This window comes from Chryseobacterium aahli, from assembly GCF_022699665.1.
Classification (GTDB): domain Bacteria; phylum Bacteroidota; class Bacteroidia; order Flavobacteriales; family Weeksellaceae; genus Chryseobacterium; species Chryseobacterium aahli.
Genome location: NZ_JALDNB010000001.1, coordinates 336920 through 357173, shown reverse-complemented (window position 1 = coordinate 357173; position 20254 = coordinate 336920). Strand labels below are relative to the sequence as shown.

The following is a 20254-nucleotide window of genomic DNA, read 5'->3' as shown; positions in this document are numbered from 1 at the left end:
TTAATTATAATTTTAAAAATTTCAAGATAATAAAATTTAATATAATTAAAAACAAAAAAGCCCCGAAAATCGAGGCTTTAAATATATTGATGAATCTTAGATTATGCTTTCGCTCCTCTTTCGATTCTTTTTCTTTCTTCTTCAGAAAGTACTTTCTTTCTCATACGGATGAAGTTTGGAGTTACCTCGATTGCTTCGTCACCCTGGATGTATTCCATACATTCCTCTAGAGAGAAAAGGATTTTCGGAGCGATGTTACCATCTTTATCCTTCCCTGCAGCACGGATGTTGTTCAGCTGTTTTGCTTCAACAATGTTTACTACCATATCATTCGGCTTGTTTTGCTCACCGATTACCATTCCAGCGTAGATCTCCTCGCCCGGATCAACAAAAAACTTACCTCTATCCTGTAATTTAGCAATAGAATATTCAGTTGCAGGACCTTGAGATTTGCTGATCAATACCCCAACAGATCTTCCAGGAATTGCTCCTTTGAAAGGTTTATAATCTACAAAACGGTGAGCCATAATAGCTTCACCAGCAGTAGCCGTCAACATCTGAGAACGCAATCCGATCAAACCTCTTGAAGGAATTTCGAATTCCAAGTGTTGCATTTCACCTTTAGTTTCCATAATGTGAAGGTCACCTTTTCTCTGTGTCGCTAAGTCGATTACTTTTGAAGCAAATTCTTCAGGAACATCTACCACCATACTTTCGTAAGGCTCACATTTCACACCGTCAATTTCTTTAAGGATAACCTGTGGCTGACCGATCGTCATTTCGTACCCTTCTCTTCTCATTGTTTCAATCAAAACTGACAAGTGAAGAATACCTCTACCGAATACCAAGAATGTATTGGCATCTTCTGTAGGCTCTACTCTTAATGCTAAGTTTTTCTCCAACTCACGGTACAATCTCTCTTTTAGGTGATTTGAAGTTACAAATTTACCATCTTTCCCAAAGAAAGGAGAGTTGTTGATTGAGAACGTCATGTTCAAAGTAGGCTCATCAATTGCAGTTCTTGGTAATGGATCCGGATTTTCTAAATCAACGAATGAATCACCAATCTGGAATTTATCAAAACCAACAATTGCACAAATGTCTCCAGCTTTCACTTCAGTAACTTTTTTCTTACCTAAACCTTCGAAAACGTATAATTCTTTTACTTTTCCTTTTACGATTTTACCATCTTCCTGTGCAAGACCGATCCATTCTGATTCTTTTACAGAACCCTGAATAACTTTCCCAATTGCAATTCTTCCTAAGAATGAAGAGAAATCTAAAGATACAATCTGCATTCTCAATGGTCCTTCCTTCGCTTCAGGAGCTGGAACGTGTTCCAAAATTCCGTCTAGTAATGGGAAGATATTGTCAGTTTCTTCTAATGAAGTATTGAACCAACCTTGTTTTGAAGAACCGTAGAATGTAGGGAAATCCAATTGTTCTTCAGTAGCATCTAGGTTATAGAACAAGTCAAAAACTTTATCATGAACTTCGTCAGGACGACAGTTTGGCTTATCTACTTTATTGATTACCACTACCGGTCTTAAACCTAATTCTAAAGCTTTCTGCAATACGAATCTTGTCTGTGGCATTGGTCCTTCAAAAGCATCTACTAATAAAAGTACACCGTCTGCCATTTTTAAAACACGCTCTACTTCACCACCGAAATCGGCGTGACCAGGTGTATCAATAACATTTATTTTTGTACCGTGGTACATTACAGAAATATTTTTTGATAAAATAGTGATACCACGCTCCCTCTCCAGATCGTTATTATCCATTATTAAATCTCCAGATTCCTGATTGTCTCTAAAGACGCTTGTTGCGTGGATTATTTTATCAACCAAAGTAGTTTTACCGTGGTCAACGTGTGCGATAATCGCAATATTTCTAATGTTTTGCATGAATGATTTTTACGGGTGCGAAATTAGTGATTTTTAATGAATTAACCATAAAAAGTTTTAATAATTAACAAATTCATAATGAGAAGGTTTTGTAAAGTTATGAGTTTTGGGTTATTAATTATGAGTTTAAAACAGTTGCATCATTCATATTTTAATTGCTAAATGTGATTTTTAAATATTAAATTTTTAAATATTCTCTATAATTTTTGCAGGCAGATATTTTGATGAAGTAAAGCTTCTAATTCATTTATAAAATAAATATTTAGATGTAATAAAATATTTTCAAAATCATAAAATTTCTTATTAATTTCTTGGGTATTTATTTTTTGTCTTAATTTGTATATAATTTAATGCAGTAAGACAATGAAAAGAATACTTCTATTCTGTTTATTCCTGGCTTCTTCCGGTCAGTTTTCTTCACAACAATCTGCTGATAAAGCACTTCAAACTTTAAACGAAAATTTTTCTCAGGAAAGCATCTACATTCTTACTGATAAAGACCTATACCTGTCCGGTGAAACGGTTTGGTTTAATGCCATGGTTTTCAGAAATTTTACAACATCAGATATTTCAACAAACTTTTTTATTGAAGTATACGACCGTAACAAGAAGCAGATTTTAAAAAAACGTTTTCCTATTTTTAATGGTGTTGTACAGGGCAGCATTCAGTTACCTGAAAGCTTGAGCGAAGATGTTTATTTCTTCCGAGCCTATACGCCGATGATGAGTAATCTGAGTGAGGATTTTCAGTATTTAAAGCAAATTCCGATTTACAATCCTGATTCACCGAAGAAACTGGTTTTAGATAAGACCTCTTCCTGGTCAGCAACATTGCATCCTGAAGGAAATTCTTTTATACAGGGAATTCAAAGTAAAATTGTGGTACGTCTTCAGTCTATCGGCACGCCTCCGTCACAATGGGAAGGCTATGTGATTGAAAAAAGTAATCCGGAAAAGAAAATCTCTACTTTCAAAGGATTAGATGGAAATATAGGAATCTTCACTTTAACCCCGGAAAAAGATAAGATTTACGAAGCTGTAATTACAGATAATGACGGACATCAAAGCACTGTTCTGCTTCCTAAAGCTGCTGAAACCGGAGTAAGTATTCAGGTGCTCAGCGAAAAAGACAATGTTCGGTATAAAATTCAGAATACTGCACAAAGCTATCCTTATTATACGGTCGTTGCTAATATTGGTGATCAGTTAGTTTACAAAGCGAGAATTAATCAATTAAGAGATGTATTTCAGGCGATCCCAACCAATCAATTAATCAACAGCGTTTTACAGATTACTGTTTTTGATGATAAAGAAAATGTTTTGGCAAGCAGAATGTGTTTTGTAATGCCTCAGAATCTTCTCGTTTCCGTTCCGGAAGTTAAAGCGAAGGCGGTAAGTACTGAAAAAAGAGGATTGAATTCATTTGATATTAAATCTATTAAAGGTGTTCCGAATTATTCTGTCGCCGTGTTTGATCCTGAAGATAAAAAGTCACTGCAAGACGAAAATCTCCTGAGTTCTTTATGGTTAACCAGTATTATTAAATCTAAAATAGACCGTCCTGCACAATATTTCGGTGAAAAAAGAAATATCGAAGCTCTTGATGCTCTGCTTATTTCCGAACAATGGAAAATGTTTGACTGGAAAGAAATCATTTCAGGAAAATACCCTACCATTATCAATCAGTCTTCAAAATACATTTCATACAAAGGTAGAGTTACCGTAAACGCAAAACCTGCGGCTCAACAAAACCTCATCATGCTTGTGGATGGAGATATTTCGGGAAATCAAATCCTCGAAGTAGAAACAGACAGCAACGGAGAGTTCTTTTTTGAAAATTTGATTTTTGAAAAACCAATTAAAATAACGTATCAATTAAATGGAGCCAGTGCCGCTCTTAAAAGCAGAACCAATGTTTTCATCAATCCGCTCAACACTTTTATTCCGTTAAAAAAAGATTTACCTGCAGTAGAAAAATACAAACTTGTCGACAGAAATTCATCTTCTGAAGCTTCACAATCAGCTGAAATTACCAAAACTATTGAGGCAAGAAAATATAAAAAAGAATATAACGAAAAAGTTACTTTAATTGAAGAAGTAAAAATAAAGGCCAAAAAGAAAAACCTCACTGAAGAGCTCAACAAAAAACTCAGCAGTCCGCTTTACAAAAGCATGAATGAAGTTGTTTTTGATTTTGTGAATGAAAACCAATCTGCAGAAAGCTCGCCAAATATTCTACAGTGGCTTCAAGGTCGCGTTGCAGGATTGACCATCAATTATGAAAACGGAGCTCCTACTCCTTATATCCGTCAAGGGAAAGCTAATATTTATTTAGATGAAATGTTGACGGATGCAAGCTCTTTGAGTGGAATTTCGGCTTCAAATATTGCCATGGTAAAAATAATTAAAGATGGCAGCGTAGGAATGAGCGGCAGTGGAAATGGTGCTGTACTAATATATACCAGAAGAGGCGACACTCAGCCCAAAGCTCCTGAAAGCAACCTATTGAATATGGCTAATCTTAACTTTTTTGTGATGGAAGGCTATAATGAATATGAAAAATACCCGGACGCCGATTACGGAAATTCTGAGCTTTCTAAAATAGGATATGATTACCGCAGTGTTCTCTATTGGAATTCTTCTCTGGAAGTAGATGCTGTTGAGCCAACTCAGATTGATTTCTACAATAATGACACGGCGAAAAAATTTAGATTTATTATTATAGGATCTGATAATGAGAAGTATACGCCGGTTTATTTTGATAAGATCATTCCTTAATTTTAAGTAATTAGAAACTAAGAACTGCTCTCAAAAATTATTATCTTCGTAATTGATCACACCTTTTTTTAGAAAGAAGATATTCGTTCTGGAAGTTGTGAAAACATTCAAGGCGGGGCAACTCGCCTTTTCTTATTGACTACGATAATCACTTCCGCAAGATTACTAAGAAATCAAAAAACTCACAGTTAACACCCTTTACTTCTCTAGAGTAAGAAAAAACTGTATTTTTGAAAAATTTTAAAAACACAATACATTATGAGTAGTTTATTCTTGAAAAGAATTGCCCTTGTACTTACTTTATCAGCCGGATGTATCTCTTATGCTCAGGATAAAGCCGAAAAAGCCCTTCAGAAATTTGAACAGGATTATCCGCAGGAAAAAATCCATCTTCTCTTTAATAAAGATCATTATGTAGCGGGAGAAAATATTTGGTTCAAGTCATTTGTTTTTGATGGATATAACCGCTCCAATATTTCCACGTCGCTTTTTGTAGAGCTGTATGACAACAATAAAAAGTTAATTGATAAAAAAATGGTTCCGCTGTTGAAAGGTGAAGGAAGCGGCAGTTTTTCATTAGCCAATACCTTACAGGAAGATGTTTATTTCATTCGAGCCTATACTACCTGGATGACTAACTTCAGTGATGATTTCAATTATTTGCAACCCATTAGTATTTACAATCCGGCATCTCCGAAAAAACTACAACCTGATACCGAAGTTGCTTGGTCTGCTACTCTACATCCGGAAAGCGGAACATTCGTTGACGGCATTCCTACAAAATTTGCTGTACGTCTGCATTCAAAAGGGGTAACGCCATCAGAATGGAGCGGCTCAGTAATTGAAACAGGAAAACCCAATGTGGCTGTCGCTGAATTTAAAGGTTTCGACCAAAATATAGGATCATTCAGTATAACACCGATAGCAGGTAAGCAGTATCAGCTTTCTTTAGAAGATAAAGCAGGACAAAAACTGACCATTGATCTGCCTCCTGTAGCGACTTCAGGGGTAAACCTGCATGTTGAGAGTACAGATACCGCTGTACAATACTCAATAACTTCTAAAAATATTGCAGAAGACCAATCATACAAAATCATAGGTACCATAAATAATCAGATGGTTTACCGGGCTGAGATCAAAAAAATGACAGGCAAAACATTTTCGATACCTGCGGATAAACTGATTAACGGAATCTTACAGCTTACCATATTTGATGCAAATGAAAATGTAGTCGCACAGCGATTATCCTTTGTACAGCCCAACGTTCTGAATATTAAGAAACCAGTTCTTACAAATGCAATTAATACGTCTAATCGTAGTAAAAACTCTGTAATTATTGCAAACAATACACACTACAATGCTTACAGCGCTTTGTTAATAGACGCTAATGATAGCAGCTCAGAAGAGGAAAACAGTTTATTGAGCAGTCTTTGGCTAACGGGTGATTTCAGTTCGCACATCTTTAAACCCGCCCAATACTTTGCGAAAAATCACAATTCTGAGGCTTTGGATGCTCTTTTAATATCTGAAAAATACAAAAGATTTGAATGGAAAAACATCATTTCCGGAAATTATCCATTAATCAAAAATAAACCTCAATCGTATATTTCATATAAAGGAAAAGTGATGTCACAAGGAAAACCTGCAGCCAACTCAGAACTCAATTTAATTTTTAAAATGCCCGAAGCAGGAATGAAGTTTAATTTAGTGAAAACTGATGCAAACGGACTTTTTTGGCTAAATAATCTTGCTTTTGAAGATACCATGAAGTTCTCTTATCAACTCAACTCAAAAGATAAAGCAGCAATAAGCAGTACACAGGTTTATTTCCAGCCTGATTTCAGTTTTATTACACTCAGAAAAGAATTACCGGACAGCAGAACGAAACTTACAGACAGAGTTCAGGGTGAAGAAATTCCTGAAAAAGTAGCTAAATCTATTGCTAATCTAAGTTCTGAAAAATTTATTAATGAAAAAATAACGGATATTGAAGAGGTAAAAATAAAAGGTGACAAAAGAAACAAGACCCAAAAACTGAATGAGACATTGAGCAGTCCATTATTTAAAAGTGTCAATGAAATGGTATTTGATTTCGTCAACGACAACAATGGTGCAGGAGCAATTAATATTCTTCAATGGCTTCAGGGCAGAGTTCCCGGTTTACAGATTAGTTCACAAGGTGCTAATGCTACTGCAACCATGCGTGGCGGTCCGGTACAACTCTTTCTTGATGAGATGAGGGCTGATGCCTCCCTAATTTCTTCCATATCTGTTTCGGACGTTGCGATGATTAAAGTTATCAGAGGAATGTTCTCAGGGAGTTCAGGTGGCGGAAATGGTGCCATCATCATCTATACCCGCCGAGGTGGAATTACCGGTTCGGCTCCCGATAACGGACAGTCTAAAACATTAAAGGAAATGACGTTGAAAGGATACGATAAGGAAGAACCTTTTAAAAATGAAATCTATGACGAAATTGATCCTCAAAGTCTTTCCAAGGACAGCCGCAGCACTTTGTATTGGAATCCTTATCTTCCAAATCAACCGAAAGAGTCTACAAAAATAAATTTCTACAACAACGATGATGCAAAAAGTTTTAAAGTCATCATTATCGGGTTTGATGAAGAAACTGATACTCCACTCTATTACAACGATATTTTAAAATAATTAAATAAGATCCTCAAAAACCAATTACATCCTGTAGTTGGTTTTCTTTTTTAATTGAAATCAAATTTTAATAGTCTAAAAAAGTCAGTATTTTAGCACTTCCAAAAATGAAGAATGAATACCACTGAATATCTTAAAAATTCCCTAAATATATCCGAAAAAAGCATCAATGCTACCTTAAAATTGCTTGCTGAAGACTGCACCATTCCGTTTATTTCCCGTTATCGAAAAGATGCGACGGGTAATTTGGATGAAGTTGCTATTGAAAGTATCTTTAAATTAAATAAACAGTTTGAAGAAATTGTAAAGCGAAAAGAAAGTATTTTAAAATCGATTGAAGAACAAAATGCTTTAACCTCAGACTTAAAAACAAGAATTGAGGAAAGCTTTGATATTCAGGAGCTGGAAGATCTGTATTTACCTTTCAAAAAGCGTAGAAAAACCAAAGCTGATGCGGCAAAAGAAAAAGGTTTGGAACCTTTAGCCAAAATTATTATGAGCCAAAAAGCGAATGACCTGCAGCATTTGGCTTCAAAATATTTAAATGAAAATATTTCCTCTGAAGAGGAGGCTTTGCAGGGTGCAAGAGACATCATGGCAGAATGGATCAACGAAAATATGTACGTCCGTAAAAATCTACGCCGTCTTTTTCAGCGGAAAGCAGTCATTACTTCTAAATTGGTAAAAGCCAAAAAAGATGACGAGGGAGCGCAGAAGTTTTCACAATATTTCGAATGGGAAGAAAGTCTTAGCAGAACGCCTTCGCACAGACTTCTGGCCATGCTGAGAGCAGAATCAGAAGGTTTTGTAAAAACAAATATTGGAATTGATAAAGATGAAGCTTTAGATTTTATAGAAAATGCCATCATCAAATCAAGAAACGAAAGTTCAGAACAGATTTCTTTAGCCATCAAAGATTCGTACAAAAGACTTCTAGAACCCGCAATTTCAAATGAAACTTTACAGGAAGCTAAAGAAAAAGCGGATAAAAAGGCGATTGAAATATTTTCTGAAAACTTAGGTCAGCTTTTATTGGCACCTCCTCTAGGTGAAAAAAGAATTTTGGCCATCGATCCGGGGTATAAAAGTGGCTGCAAAGTTGTTTGCCTGGACGAAAAAGGAGATTTACTACATAACGAAACGATTTATCCTCATGCTCCGCAAAACGAAAGCGGTATGGCGATGAAGAAAATCCGCTCGATGGTAAACGCCTACAACATTCAGGCAATCTCTATCGGAAACGGGACTGCAAGCCGTGAGACTGAATTTTTCATTAAAAAAATTGCTTTTGATAAACCACTGCAAGTTTTTGTGGTTTCTGAAGCCGGAGCATCGGTGTATTCTGCAAGTAAAATTGCGAGAGATGAATTTCCGAGTTTTGATGTGACGGTTCGTGGTGCAGTTTCTATTGGAAGAAGGCTTTCTGATCCGTTGGCAGAGTTGGTTAAAATTGATGCAAAGTCAATCGGTGTGGGGCAATATCAACATGATGTAGACCAGACTCAATTGAAAAACGAACTGGATTCTACCGTGATGAGATGCGTAAATTCTGTCGGAATTAATCTGAATACGGCAAGCAAATCACTATTAAGTTATGTTTCAGGAATCGGTGAGAAGATGGCTGAAAATATCGTGAATTACCGTGCTGAAAACGGAGCTTTTGAAGATAGAAAACAACTGAAAAAAGTTCCGAGGTTGGGAGAGAAAGCCTATCAGCAGGCGGCCGCATTTATCAGAATTACCAACGCAAAAAATCCTTTAGACAACTCAGCCGTTCACCCTGAAGCATACGGAATTGTTGAAAAAATGGCAAAAGATCTTGGAATTAAAACCAATGAACTTATTGCTAATAAAGAGAAAATTGTTTTGGTTCAACCAGAAAAATACATTACCGGAGACATCGGAATTTTAGGAATAAAAGATATTTTAAAAGAACTTGAAAAACCTGGATTAGACCCGAGAAAGGCAGCTAAAGTTTTTGAATTTGACCCGAATGTAAAAAGCATTAAAAATTTAAATATCGGCATGATTCTTCCAGGAATCGTTAACAATATTACCGCCTTCGGATGTTTCGTAGATTTAGGAATTAAAGAAAGCGGACTGGTTCACATCTCGCAGTTAAAAGACGGTTTTGTCTCTGATGTGAATGAAGTGGTAAAACTGCATCAGCATGTTCAGGTGAGAGTGACGGAAGTTGATGAGGCGAGAAAAAGAATTCAACTGAGTATGATTTTGTAATCAGAAGTTATGAGAATTTCAGAACTCACAGAAAGAAAAACTACTCGCAGAGCAACGCAAAATTTTGATTCGGAAGGTAGACGCATATATAATGAATTTGAATATGATTTACCTTACAAAGCTGATTTCGCAGGAAGTGAGAAGCAAAGAGAGTGGGCAAAAATTATTGATATACTACCTTTATTTTTGATTTTGCTTCTCATTTTTAAACAAAATCCGTTTCTTTCGTTCTTGATTTCAATTCCTACAGTAATAATTATTGGGAGTATTACTGAAACAGTTTGGGGAACAACCATTGGAAAAAAAATTTTGAAAATGATAGTAATTGATGATTTTGGGAACTATCCTGATTTTTCAATATCTCTAAAAAGAAATATTCTTTGCCTTTCAAACTTTTATCCATCCTTCTCTGAGTATATCACCAAAAGTGTCGCAATGGGAACACGAACATTTTACAGAACAAGAATGAGTATGTACATGAACAATAAACTTTGTAAGACGTATATTATTAAGGAAAGGCAACTTTATGAAATCAAAAAACTGTTAGCAGAAAAAAAGTAGCCTGGTTTTAGGCTACTTTTTGTTTTTATTTATACTCCTTAGAATCTCTTCTCGGTTCTTTTACTTCAGGCCATTTGGCCACTTCTCCTTTTTCATTTTCAGGCATTGTTCTTCGTTCTCTGCTGGTAAATTCAGGATCTTCTGATGCCATATAAGCTAAAGTTGCGGTAAGAATTACGTTATTTTTAACCTCATCAAAAACAATTTTATCATAAGTATCTTTGGTTGTATGCCATGTATAGCCGAAATACCCCCAGTTTAGTGAACTTAAAGAAAATCCGGGAACTCCTGCCGCAACGAATGAAGCGTGGTCAGAGCCTCCTCCACCCGGCATTCCTGGGAAGTCTGTTTTGATGTGGTCACGTACATTTTTCGGAACTGCATTCAGCCATTTTCCGATATAGTCGTAGGATTTTATAAAGCCCTGACCTGCAATATTAATTACTCTTCCGGTTCCGTTATCCTGGTTAAAAACTGCCTGAGTTCCTTTGATGATTTCAGGATTATCTGCCACAAACCCTCTTGAACCGTTTAATCCTTGCTCTTCACTTCCCCACAATCCTACAACAATCGTTCTCTTAGGATTCGGATAATATTTTTTTAGAATTCGCATCGTTTCAAGCATTGTTAAAACTCCCGTTCCGTTGTCTGTTGCACCCTGAGCTCCGTCCCAAGAGTCTAAGTGAGCAGAAAGGATTACATATTCTTCTGGTTTTTCTGAACCTTTAATCATCCCCACGGTGTTGAATGTTTTGGCATCAGGAAGAACTTTCGATTGTGCATCCACCTTGATTCTGGGCTTTGTTCCCTTTTCAGCCATTCTGTATAGCATTCCGTAATCTTCCACATCGATATCAAACATCGGGATTTTGGAAGTCTTCGCTCCGAAAATACGGTTGGCTCCCATAATTCCCGTCCAGTTTGAAATCGCAATTCCAGCCGCTCCTGCTTTTTCTAAAGCTTCGGGAAGTGTATTATTATCATAACCGATATTCTTTACATAATCACGGAAGTCTTTTGAAGCCTGTTCTTTTTCGGCTTTCAGTTTTTCATATAATTCAGGAGTTGCAAATTCTTTGATCTGCTCATCTGAACGACCGATTTTCTGATATTGCGCCATCAAAACGATTTTACCTTTTACGGAAGGAAGCCACTGATCGAATTCTGCTTTAGAAGAAACTTTAGGAAGAACGATAACTTCTGCTTCCACAGCTTTTTTGGTGGAAGGACTCCACGCTAACTGTGTTGCCGAAAGCGACTTCATTCTTGGGTACACCATATCCACATGAGTAGTTCCTCTCTGCCAGCCTTTCCAGGTTCCGAATTGCTGAAGTTTTGCATCAATTCCCCATGATTTTAATTTATTGGCTGTCCATTCATTCGATTTAAGCATTTCGGGAGTTCCGACCAAACGTGGACCAATTCCGTCTAATAATTCGAATGCCATATCTTCCAGCTGAGAATGATTATTCGTTTCATTGACAATACTTTCAACAATAGGATTTAATTTCTGAACGTTAGATTGCGCATGGCCAAACTGGCTCGCCAAAACTACTACAGGAACTGCAAAAAAGGTGTTTATCTTCATACTTTTTATTGATTGGCATAAAGATAAAGTTATTTAATGAAAATTAAAATTCTTAACATTCTATTAATGCTTAAAACTCATGATTGTCAATCTTTAAATCGCCATTTTTAAACAATAAAAAAACTGTGCAAATCTGTATAGTGAGCGGGAAATGAATTTCATTTCTCCCACAGATGGCGCAGATTTGCACAGATTAACAACATACTTTAATAGATAATATAATGAATCTTTAAATCATTACTAATTACACATTAGTCATTACCCATAAACTATAAAGGATACTTTATCGCTTTATCGAGCTCAATGGGGTTGTTGTATTTTCTTATTGATTCTTTTAATCTTTCATTGACTTCACGAGAATTGGCTTGTCCCACTTTGGTGCCGTCATTCAGATAAAATTCATCATTTGATCGGGTTTGCTGTGTTGCATTCCTCAAATAATTAACGGGCGAGTCATAATACTTCAACTTAGAATCTCTGTATTTTTTGTCATCAACTTCAACACTGCTTTTAAGCATATGATCGATGTATATATTGCTTTTGGGTGTTGCAATCTTTTGAGTTTTTACGAGTTCAAATTTGTAATTATTTTTATCATCAAACAATTCTACAATCAAACCGGGAAGTCCGTGAAATTTATACGGCCCTTCCTGAAACGGAATATCAGCAGTAAACCATGCAATCCAGTTCCTTCCACCCCAATTGGTGGTTGCTTTTTGTAAATTGAGATCTTTTACTTTCTTTTTTTCATTAGTTAGCTTCCAATCTTGAATGTTTTTTGACGGAAGTTTCAACACCACATTTTCGAGAACATCGTAATAATCATAATCTGCTGAACCAATTTGGTGTGCAATAATGTGAGACGTATTAAATTTTGTACCCTTTGCAATTTGTAGATTATTGGTCACTAAAGAATCTCCAATAAAGAAATCACGTGGATAATATTTCACTGTTTTAGATTCAATATCCAAATGATAATTTTCTTTAACGGTAGTATTTTGCGTCGAATCTTTTTTGTATTCCACATCATAAATGAAGCGGTGCGTTTGCGCTTTAGACAAAAGTCCAGATAAGATGAAAGCTGATAAAACTAAATTTTTCATAGTATATTATTTTTGGTTGATAAATTCCTGCTCTTCTTTTGAGAGTAAAACCGTGGATTCTTTGTCTTCTTTTACAGGAATATTTTCCCAAATGCTTTTAGCAAAATCTACTTTTGGGTCTAATCCTTTTTTATCAGATTTTGCAAATGTGTTGTACACAATCTCACGCATCGACTTTTTCACATGGGTTTCGTCTTTGTAAAACATCGTGTAATTATCAGTTTCAAATCTATTTAAAGCGGGCACATAAAGACCATCTTTCTTATAAAAATCGAAGGTAAGAATGGCGCTTCCATATTTATAATCAAACGTTCTTCCGTCTGTTGAAACCTTTTTTTCGACAGGTAAATCATCCATCGCATAGTTTGTCTCAAAAAATGTAATCACTTTGTCTGCTGTATTATATTTCATGCTACCTTCTATTTTAGTACCTCTTATGGTTTTTATTTTAAAGCTGATCAACTGCTCACCATCTTCCTCTGAAACTAATGTTCCTGAATATTTTGCTTGATGAGACCTTATGTTCGTAAGGGTCCGGTTCAGCTCATAATTGAAGAAATAATTCCCCATATATTCATGTGTAAACTCTTCTACTTTGGCAGAAAAAATACTGTCAGATTTATTTATTTTAAGGTATTTTACATTATTAAGCTGTAACTGCAGAATGTCGTCATACTTTTTGTTGTATCCGTCTTTGTAGTTGTACGAATTGGTTTTACTCCATAATTTAGCTTCAGAAATGGACATAAAATGGAGTTTGTTATTATCAAAAGCCTTCTGCTTCATCACCACATCGTATATCGAAGGCTCATCATAATAACGTTTGTGATAATTTTTAAAAACATCTTCAAAGAGCTTTTTGATATCTACACTGACGATTTTCACTTCTTCAATATCTTTAAAAGCAGGATGAAGCTTGATTACAGAGCTAAAGTTCTTAATCTTTTCTTTTTTGAAACCCGATGCAGATACTTCAAAATCTTTAGAATTCTCATCGACAGGTGCAAAACCATCTTCGTTGGTATAAAGCAATTGGTCTGATAAAAGAATCCTTGCATTGGCAATTGGCTGACCGTTTTCAGAATCTACAACCTGGATTTTCTGAGCAGAAAGAACTGCTGATAAAAAGATAAATAGAAAGGAAATATGTTTCATAATAAACTCCGCTATTGGTTATTAGCGGAGCAAATATAAATTCAAAACAGGTTACATTTCAATGCAGTTTGATATATTTAGTATTATTTGTGAATATTTAATTTTCTTTAACGGTTTTGTACACTTATTCAACTTCAAATATAGCCTGAATTTCTACCGAAGAATTCACAGGAATCGATGATGCTCCGAGTGTAGCTCTTGCATGTTTTCCTTTTTCACCAAAGACTTCCACTGCGAGATCTGAAGCTACATTCATCAAATCTGCATGTTTCGTGTAGTCGTCTTTTGTATTAAAAATTCCGGTGAGCTGAACAACTTTTTTCACTTGATCTAAATCTCCGTTTACAGCATCTTTCAAAACTGCAAGAACATTCAGCATTGTCTGTTTTGTAGCTTCTTTCACCTGATTTTCATCAACTGAAACACCTAATTTTCCGGGATTAAGAATCTTACCATCTTTCAAAGCAACCTGATTAATGAAAATCAGATTCCCTGATCTTACATAAGGTTGATAATTTCCTGCAGGCTTTGGAACGCTGGGCAGCATGATGTTTTTCTTTTTTAAAACAGCATCAACAGTTTCTGTTTTTAAAGTTTCTTTTGAAACTTTCTTTTGAAAAGTACCCTTTAAAGCTGATGCCACTTTTGCAAAATTCTCACCCTGAATTCTCGCTAAATATTTTTCACTTTCGCTTGGTCGCTGCACATTTTTCATGGAAGCTAAACTCGTGATTCCCAATACCGTGTTTCCTTGCGGGATTGTAGAATCTATCTTATCATTACCACGAATCCCGTTTGAGACCAAGACCATCCCGTGAACTGAAAGACTGTTCCAAAATGACTGAACAGCCAATTCGTTTCCTGCTCCACTTCCTGCAGACATAAAAACCGTTGCAGGCATTCCTTCCAACTTATGATGCGTCCATAGATCAACCGTTTTAGCAAGAAATTCGCTCATTCCTGTGCTTATATTTCCGAAGTAAACGGGCGAACCAAAAGCGATTCCGTCATACGAAGCCAACTCGTCAACCATTGCAACCGGAATATCTTTCAACTTTTCATGCGATGATGATTTTACAAGCTTAATGGTTGCTTTGGTGTTTCCATCAGTTTCAATTCCTTTAGAAATCTCTTTTGCCAATTCGTAAGTTCCGCCATTATCTGAATGAATCAAAACCAGTACTTTTGTTTTATTGTCTTGTGCCAGCATAATATTTGTGATTAAAAATAGAAGAATGAATGTAAAAATTCCTTTTGTCTTTTTCATAAAAATTTTAAAATAATTGATGATACAAAATTAAGAATGCTATTTTCATTAATTTTGCCAAAAACAATATGCAAAACGCCAAAACCCAATGCAGTTTATCAGAAGAAATTCCGGGATATTTTTCTGATTCTGTTGATAAAGACATCTATGTTTGGTACGAACAAGACTGGAAGCATGATGATTACGAGCATTTCCATGAGCGTTCTCAGCTTACTTTTGTAGAAGAAGGTTATCAGTATTTTCATATTGATCAAAAAATATATCTCGTACCTCAGAATCATGTTATTTGGATTCCAGGTTCAAAAAAACACCGAATTACTTCAGAATCTGAAACCGTAAAGCTGATGGTTGTTTTATTTAAGAAAGATTTAGAGAATAATTTCTACAAAGAGGTACATGTGTTTCCCGCACCTTCTGTTTTGAAAGAAATGCTGCGTTACGCTTCAAAATGGAATAAGTTGCTAACTAAAGATGCAGAACAAAGTACATTTATGACTGCAATTCTGACAAGTCTACCTAATTTCTGCAATGAAACTAATTTCCTTCAGATTCCTGCGCCTGTAGATTCGAGACTGACGGCGGTTTGTAATTTCATCAATGTCAATTTTAAACAACATTTAAGCATTGAAGATTTAGCTGAAAAAGGAAATATGTCTGCAAGAAGTCTGCAAAGAATTTTTAAATCTGAAACGGGAATCAGCCTGAAGAAATATATACAGCTGATCAGAATTGTAAAAAGTGTAGAACTGATTGATTCAAAACAATTCACACTGAGCGAAATCGCCTTCAAAGTAGGCTACAAAAGTCTTTCTGCTTTCACATCATCTTATTTGTCTGTGATGAAGCTGAGACCTAAAGTAAACAAAAACTTGAAAAATTGAGTAAAAAAAAAGCCGGCTAAAAAAGCCGGCCGAGTCTGTATTATTTTTTAGATTCTTCTACAGAAACTTTTCTGAATTCTTTGAACAATTTGCTCAATTCTAAAGCTGATTTACGAGCTCTAGTACCCGCTGCCTTGTTTCCTTTTTCTGATTGTTGGTTTGCTTCAGTTGCAAACGCTTCGAATTCTGCGTTGATTTTTTCAATAAGTTCTTTCATGTCTATAAAAATTTAGGGTGCAAATATATGTTTTCAGATGCATCCAGCCTAACATTGATGAAAAAATTTAATGTTAAACATGAATTATTTAATTTAAATCCTAAAAATTATCCTTTTTTTCTATAAAAACTCATTGATAAATGGATTAATTAGTGATTTATAATCTAAATTTGGTAGATTAATAAACATTCTAAGTACCATCAACAATGAAATTTCTTTTAAATCATCAGGAAACCGGCAGACTCAGATTCAGAAAATTGGAACATTCTGATTTTAAAATTTGGATGGAACTATTTAAAGATGAAGAAACTACAAAACTTCTTGGAATGTCTGAGTTTAAAAATCCTGAAGAATGTTGTGAAAAATGGTTTGAATGGACTTTTCATCGTTATGAAAATGATCTAGGCGGGCAAAACGCTCTCATCTGCAAAGAAACTAATCAGTTAGTCGGTCAATGCGGACTTTTGGTACGGGATGTTGAAAATAAATTTGAACTTGAAATTGCCTACTCCATTCTTCCCAATTTCAGAAAAATGGGTTTTGCGCTTGAAAGTGCTAAGAAATGTAAAGAATTTGCTTTTGAAAATAATTTTCATGAAAGATTAATTTCAATGATTTTTCCAGAAAATGAAAAATCGAAAAAAGTGGCTGCAAAAAACGGAATGACGCTGAATAAAAAGGTAATTTACAATCATAAAGAAATGGATATTTTTGCAATTACAAAGGAAGAATTTAATGAAATTAGGCAATAATTTTATTTTGAAATACTATTAATCTTTATTCAATAAACTCTTCAAGCTTCGGTTTAAACTTCTCACCGAAACTCCAAGATATGCGGCCATATTTTCTTTCGAAATTTTTATATCCTGCTCAGATTGAAGTTCTAATAGTCTGTTTAGACTTTCCTCGACGGTGTAAAGTTGCTGATACGAAGCGCGCGATGAAGTATTGGATATACGTTCTGCAAAAACATTCAACAAAAACCCATTGAAAACAATATCTTCTTTTAAAAGTTTACTGAAATAAGGAATCGAGATTGAATAAACTTTTACCGCTGTTAGTGCTTCAATCGTACATAATGCTTTTACTTCTCGAATGCTTTCTAACTCGCCAATAATCTCTCCACTTCCGGAAAATTCAAGGATATATTCTTTTCCGTTTCCCTCGGTCAGGCTGCATTTTACAATGCCTTCTCTCAAAAGCATTACCTTGTTGACCTCTTCATTTTGAGACACCAGCAATTCACCTTCCTCAAAAGATCTTACAATAATATCTTCTTTGCGGTTTTGTTTCTCATAAAGATTGCTTACATAAGCCAAAAATGACTGATTGGTTCTTAACATTGGATGTCAGGGACAAATGTCCTTTTTATTGTTTTAGGTATTTAAGAATTTTGCTGCTGTAAAACATACAAATATAGAAAAACAATCAATTTTGTTTTTCGAAATAACAATAATAAATACTAAAAATGAAGACATTAATACCAATCAACGAATGGGATCGTAAAGAACAATACCTTTTTTTCTCTCAGTTTGAAGAGCCTTTTTTCGGAACAACGGTGAGCATAGATTGTACAAAAGCTTACCAATCTGCCAAAGAAAAAAATCAATCTTTTTTCCTCTATTATCTGTACAGAGCCATAAAAGCTGCCAACGAAATTGAGAACTTCAGATATCGAATTGTTGAAGATAAACCATTCTTATATGATGTTATTCATGCATCAGCAACTATCAATCGACCCAATAACACTTTCGGTTTTTCATACATTGATTTTGAGTCTGATGAGTCTGTTTTTCAAACCATAGCCAAAAACGAAATTGAAAGGGTGAAATCATCAAATACCTTGCTTCCGGCAAAAGGAGGAGATAATGTTATTCATTTTTCTGCCGTTCCGTGGTTAAATTTCACTTCGATTTCACATGCAAGAAAATTTTCTATTTCAGACAGTTGTCCTAAAATTTCATTTGGAAAAATGATGGATGTCAATGGAATTAAAACAATGAATATCTCTATCCACGGGCATCATGCCTTAATGGATGGCTATCATGTCGGGCTTTTTACTGAAAGATTTCAGATGTTGATGGATGAAGATTAATTTAAATAAAATAATTATTATCGATTCAAACGTGAATTGATTTAGAAATACTCAAAATTAATTTACGTTTGAATCTTTTATTTTAAATATCTGATTACCATTAAATACAATCACAGCCAAGAAAATAAGCGCATAAGAAAATATCTGCAAAACACCTAAAGGCTCATGATAAACAACTCCGGCCAACACAAAAGCGATTATGGGATTTATATTTAAAATCATTCCTACTTTTGACGAAGCTATTCCGCTTAAGGCAAATAAATTCAGCAATAATGGAACAATGGTGTAAAGTATAGCGATGATTTCAACATAGAAATAAAATTTAAAACCAGTAGGAATCGGCCCAGAGAAAGCCGGAAAAAATGGCAGTAAAATAAGCGCTGATAGTAAAATATGAAAATTAAGAACCAGAAATTTATCAAACTTGGTATTTTTGTTTTGGCTGATCAAATATGCAGCGTAAGTAAAGCCAATCAGACTGCTGTAAAACATATCAATCATATTGGCATAAGAAAGCAACACACAACCTATACAACTCAGAAATACCGATAGCCATTGCATTTTTGACAATTTATCACGTAACAGAAAATAAGCAAGTATGGTCGTAATAATCGGGCAAACCAAATAAGCTACAGAAGTCGCCCGCACACTGACATGATTCATCACATAAATAAATGAAAACCAATTTGCTGTCAACAAAATACTGCTTCCAACATTTAAGACAATCATTTGTCTTCTGCTCTTTTTGGGTAGCGATTTAAAATAATTGAGATTAGTTTGTATTTTTTTTCTTTTGAAAAGTACAGACACTACCGTCATTATAATGGCACAGCTGAAGACACGATAAAAAAGAATATCCAATGATGCGTATGAATGCAGCGGTTTTAAAACCAAACTAAAGGTTCCCCAAACAGAAAATGCAAGTATTGCAGCTAAGTAATATTTTAGATTATTCAAGTGAAATTGTCTGTATTAAATTGAAATAAAATGATGGTGCAAAAATAGAGATTAAAGAGCGGACAAAACAGATAAAATATTACCTTTGATAAGGTACTAACCAAAAATATTCTGAATTTTTCAAGGCTAATCACATTTTGTAAACTTAATTAATGAGAAAAATAATTTTAATCTTATTCGTCATTATTTCTTTTGTTGCAATGGCTCAACAAAAAGGAAATACTGATCATTTTACTATACAGATACGAGAAGAGTTGGGTGATCTCAATAAAGACGGATTGCAAGATAAAACCGTGATTTCCATGGATACCGTTGATGTTAATCAGCCACTCAAATTAGAAATCTACTTTCAACAGTCTGACGGAAAATTCAAATTATTCTTTTCTTCCACAAATATCTTCAATCCACAATATCCAAACGGAAAATATGGCGGAGACCAAATTCCGTATGCGTTCATTGAGGATGGATATTTGGTTATCTATTCTGAAATAAAAGATTTTCACTATCAGGATAAATTTAAATTTAACAAAGGAAACTTTGAATTAGTCAATTTTTCATCAGTAATCTGGGATGGTAAAGACTACACCATTGAAGCAGAATTTGACCTTTTAAAAGGTATAAAAACAGAAATTACACAAGCTTTGGGTTCCGGAGATATTCTGAAAAAAGAAGAAAAAAAATTGCTTATAAAACCTTTGCCTACTATTCAAAATTTCAGAACACTTGAAAGTCAGTGGAAGTAATCTTAATAAATCTAAAAACAAATTCAATATAGTACATCTGAGGTTTTAATAATATCTTCTGTGAGTATGATAAGTTTTTTCTATTATTTAGTTGAAA

General features: G+C 34.8%; 16 protein-coding genes. 8 read left to right on the top strand and 8 right to left on the bottom strand.

Annotation, left to right across the window (positions count from 1 at the left end; all coding sequences use genetic code 11):
- Positions 1-101: 101 nt before the first annotated feature.
- Positions 102-1907, bottom strand: a complete 1806-nt coding sequence (gene typA, locus MQX03_RS01480) for a translational GTPase TypA (protein WP_242800894.1) — start codon at positions 1905-1907, stop codon at positions 102-104.
- 363 nt (positions 1908-2270) lie between these two features.
- Here typA and MQX03_RS01475 point away from each other — a divergent pair, with 363 nt between their 5' ends.
- From MQX03_RS01475 to MQX03_RS01460, 4 genes are all read left to right on the top strand, one after another.
- Positions 2271-4685, top strand: a complete 2415-nt coding sequence (locus tag MQX03_RS01475) for a hypothetical protein (RefSeq protein ID WP_242800892.1) — start codon at positions 2271-2273, stop codon at positions 4683-4685.
- A 258-nt stretch (positions 4686-4943) separates the two neighbouring features.
- A complete protein-coding gene (locus tag MQX03_RS01470; RefSeq protein ID WP_242800890.1) occupies positions 4944-7352 on the top strand; it encodes a hypothetical protein in 2409 nt (802 codons plus the stop codon).
- Between the two features lie 114 nt (positions 7353-7466).
- Entirely contained in the window at positions 7467-9590 is a 2124-nt protein-coding gene (locus tag MQX03_RS01465) for a Tex family protein (RefSeq protein ID WP_242800888.1), read from the top strand.
- 9 nt (positions 9591-9599) lie between these two features.
- On the top strand, positions 9600-10151 hold the full coding sequence (locus MQX03_RS01460; protein ID WP_242800886.1) for an RDD family protein: 552 nt from the start codon (positions 9600-9602) through the stop codon (positions 10149-10151).
- Between the two features lie 25 nt (positions 10152-10176).
- Here the strand turns inward: MQX03_RS01460 and MQX03_RS01455 are convergent, their stop codons facing one another.
- The 4 genes from MQX03_RS01455 to MQX03_RS01440 form a co-directional block, all read right to left on the bottom strand.
- Entirely contained in the window at positions 10177-11739 is a 1563-nt protein-coding gene (locus MQX03_RS01455; RefSeq protein ID WP_242800884.1) for a M20/M25/M40 family metallo-hydrolase, read from the bottom strand.
- A 269-nt stretch (positions 11740-12008) separates the two neighbouring features.
- On the bottom strand, positions 12009-12842 hold the full coding sequence (locus tag MQX03_RS01450; protein ID WP_242800882.1) for a GLPGLI family protein: 834 nt from the start codon (positions 12840-12842) through the stop codon (positions 12009-12011).
- A 6-nt stretch (positions 12843-12848) separates the two neighbouring features.
- Positions 12849-13997 carry a hypothetical protein gene (locus MQX03_RS01445; RefSeq protein ID WP_242800880.1) on the bottom strand — a complete coding sequence of 383 codons (1149 nt, stop codon included), beginning with the start codon at positions 13995-13997 and terminating at the stop codon, positions 12849-12851.
- Between the two features lie 124 nt (positions 13998-14121).
- Positions 14122-15264, bottom strand: a complete 1143-nt coding sequence (locus MQX03_RS01440; RefSeq protein ID WP_242800878.1) for an Atu1372/SO_1960 family protein — start codon at positions 15262-15264, stop codon at positions 14122-14124.
- Between the two features lie 68 nt (positions 15265-15332).
- Here MQX03_RS01440 and MQX03_RS01435 point away from each other — a divergent pair, with 68 nt between their 5' ends.
- Positions 15333-16145 (top strand): helix-turn-helix domain-containing protein, encoded by an 813-nt coding sequence (locus MQX03_RS01435; protein WP_242800876.1) that lies wholly within the window; start codon positions 15333-15335, stop codon positions 16143-16145.
- A 40-nt stretch (positions 16146-16185) separates the two neighbouring features.
- Here MQX03_RS01435 and MQX03_RS01430 read toward each other — a convergent pair whose 3' ends face one another.
- Positions 16186-16362 (bottom strand): histone H1, encoded by a 177-nt coding sequence (locus MQX03_RS01430; RefSeq protein WP_047446385.1) that lies wholly within the window; start codon positions 16360-16362, stop codon positions 16186-16188.
- Between the two features lie 206 nt (positions 16363-16568).
- Between MQX03_RS01430 and MQX03_RS01425 the strand changes: the two genes are divergently transcribed.
- Positions 16569-17114: a GNAT family N-acetyltransferase gene (locus tag MQX03_RS01425; RefSeq protein ID WP_242800874.1), complete on the top strand. Its 546-nt coding sequence runs from the start codon at positions 16569-16571 to the stop codon at positions 17112-17114.
- An 18-nt stretch (positions 17115-17132) separates the two neighbouring features.
- Here MQX03_RS01425 and MQX03_RS01420 read toward each other — a convergent pair whose 3' ends face one another.
- The gene (locus MQX03_RS01420) at positions 17133-17705 is read right to left on the bottom strand and encodes a Crp/Fnr family transcriptional regulator (protein ID WP_242800872.1); all 573 of its coding nucleotides are present in this window, start codon (positions 17703-17705) and stop codon (positions 17133-17135) included.
- A gap of 125 nt (positions 17706-17830) precedes the next feature.
- On the opposite strand from MQX03_RS01420, the gene MQX03_RS01415 reads away from it, so the two are divergent.
- Positions 17831-18457, top strand: coding sequence for a CatA-like O-acetyltransferase (locus tag MQX03_RS01415; protein WP_242800870.1), 627 nt, complete (start codon positions 17831-17833; stop codon positions 18455-18457).
- A 57-nt stretch (positions 18458-18514) separates the two neighbouring features.
- On the opposite strand, the gene MQX03_RS01410 is transcribed toward MQX03_RS01415, so the two are convergent.
- Positions 18515-19414 (bottom strand): EamA family transporter, encoded by a 900-nt coding sequence (locus tag MQX03_RS01410; protein ID WP_262916896.1) that lies wholly within the window; start codon positions 19412-19414, stop codon positions 18515-18517.
- A 152-nt stretch (positions 19415-19566) separates the two neighbouring features.
- Here MQX03_RS01410 and MQX03_RS01405 point away from each other — a divergent pair, with 152 nt between their 5' ends.
- Positions 19567-20157: a hypothetical protein gene (locus tag MQX03_RS01405; protein WP_242800868.1), complete on the top strand. Its 591-nt coding sequence runs from the start codon at positions 19567-19569 to the stop codon at positions 20155-20157.
- Positions 20158-20254: the final 97 nt, after the last annotated feature.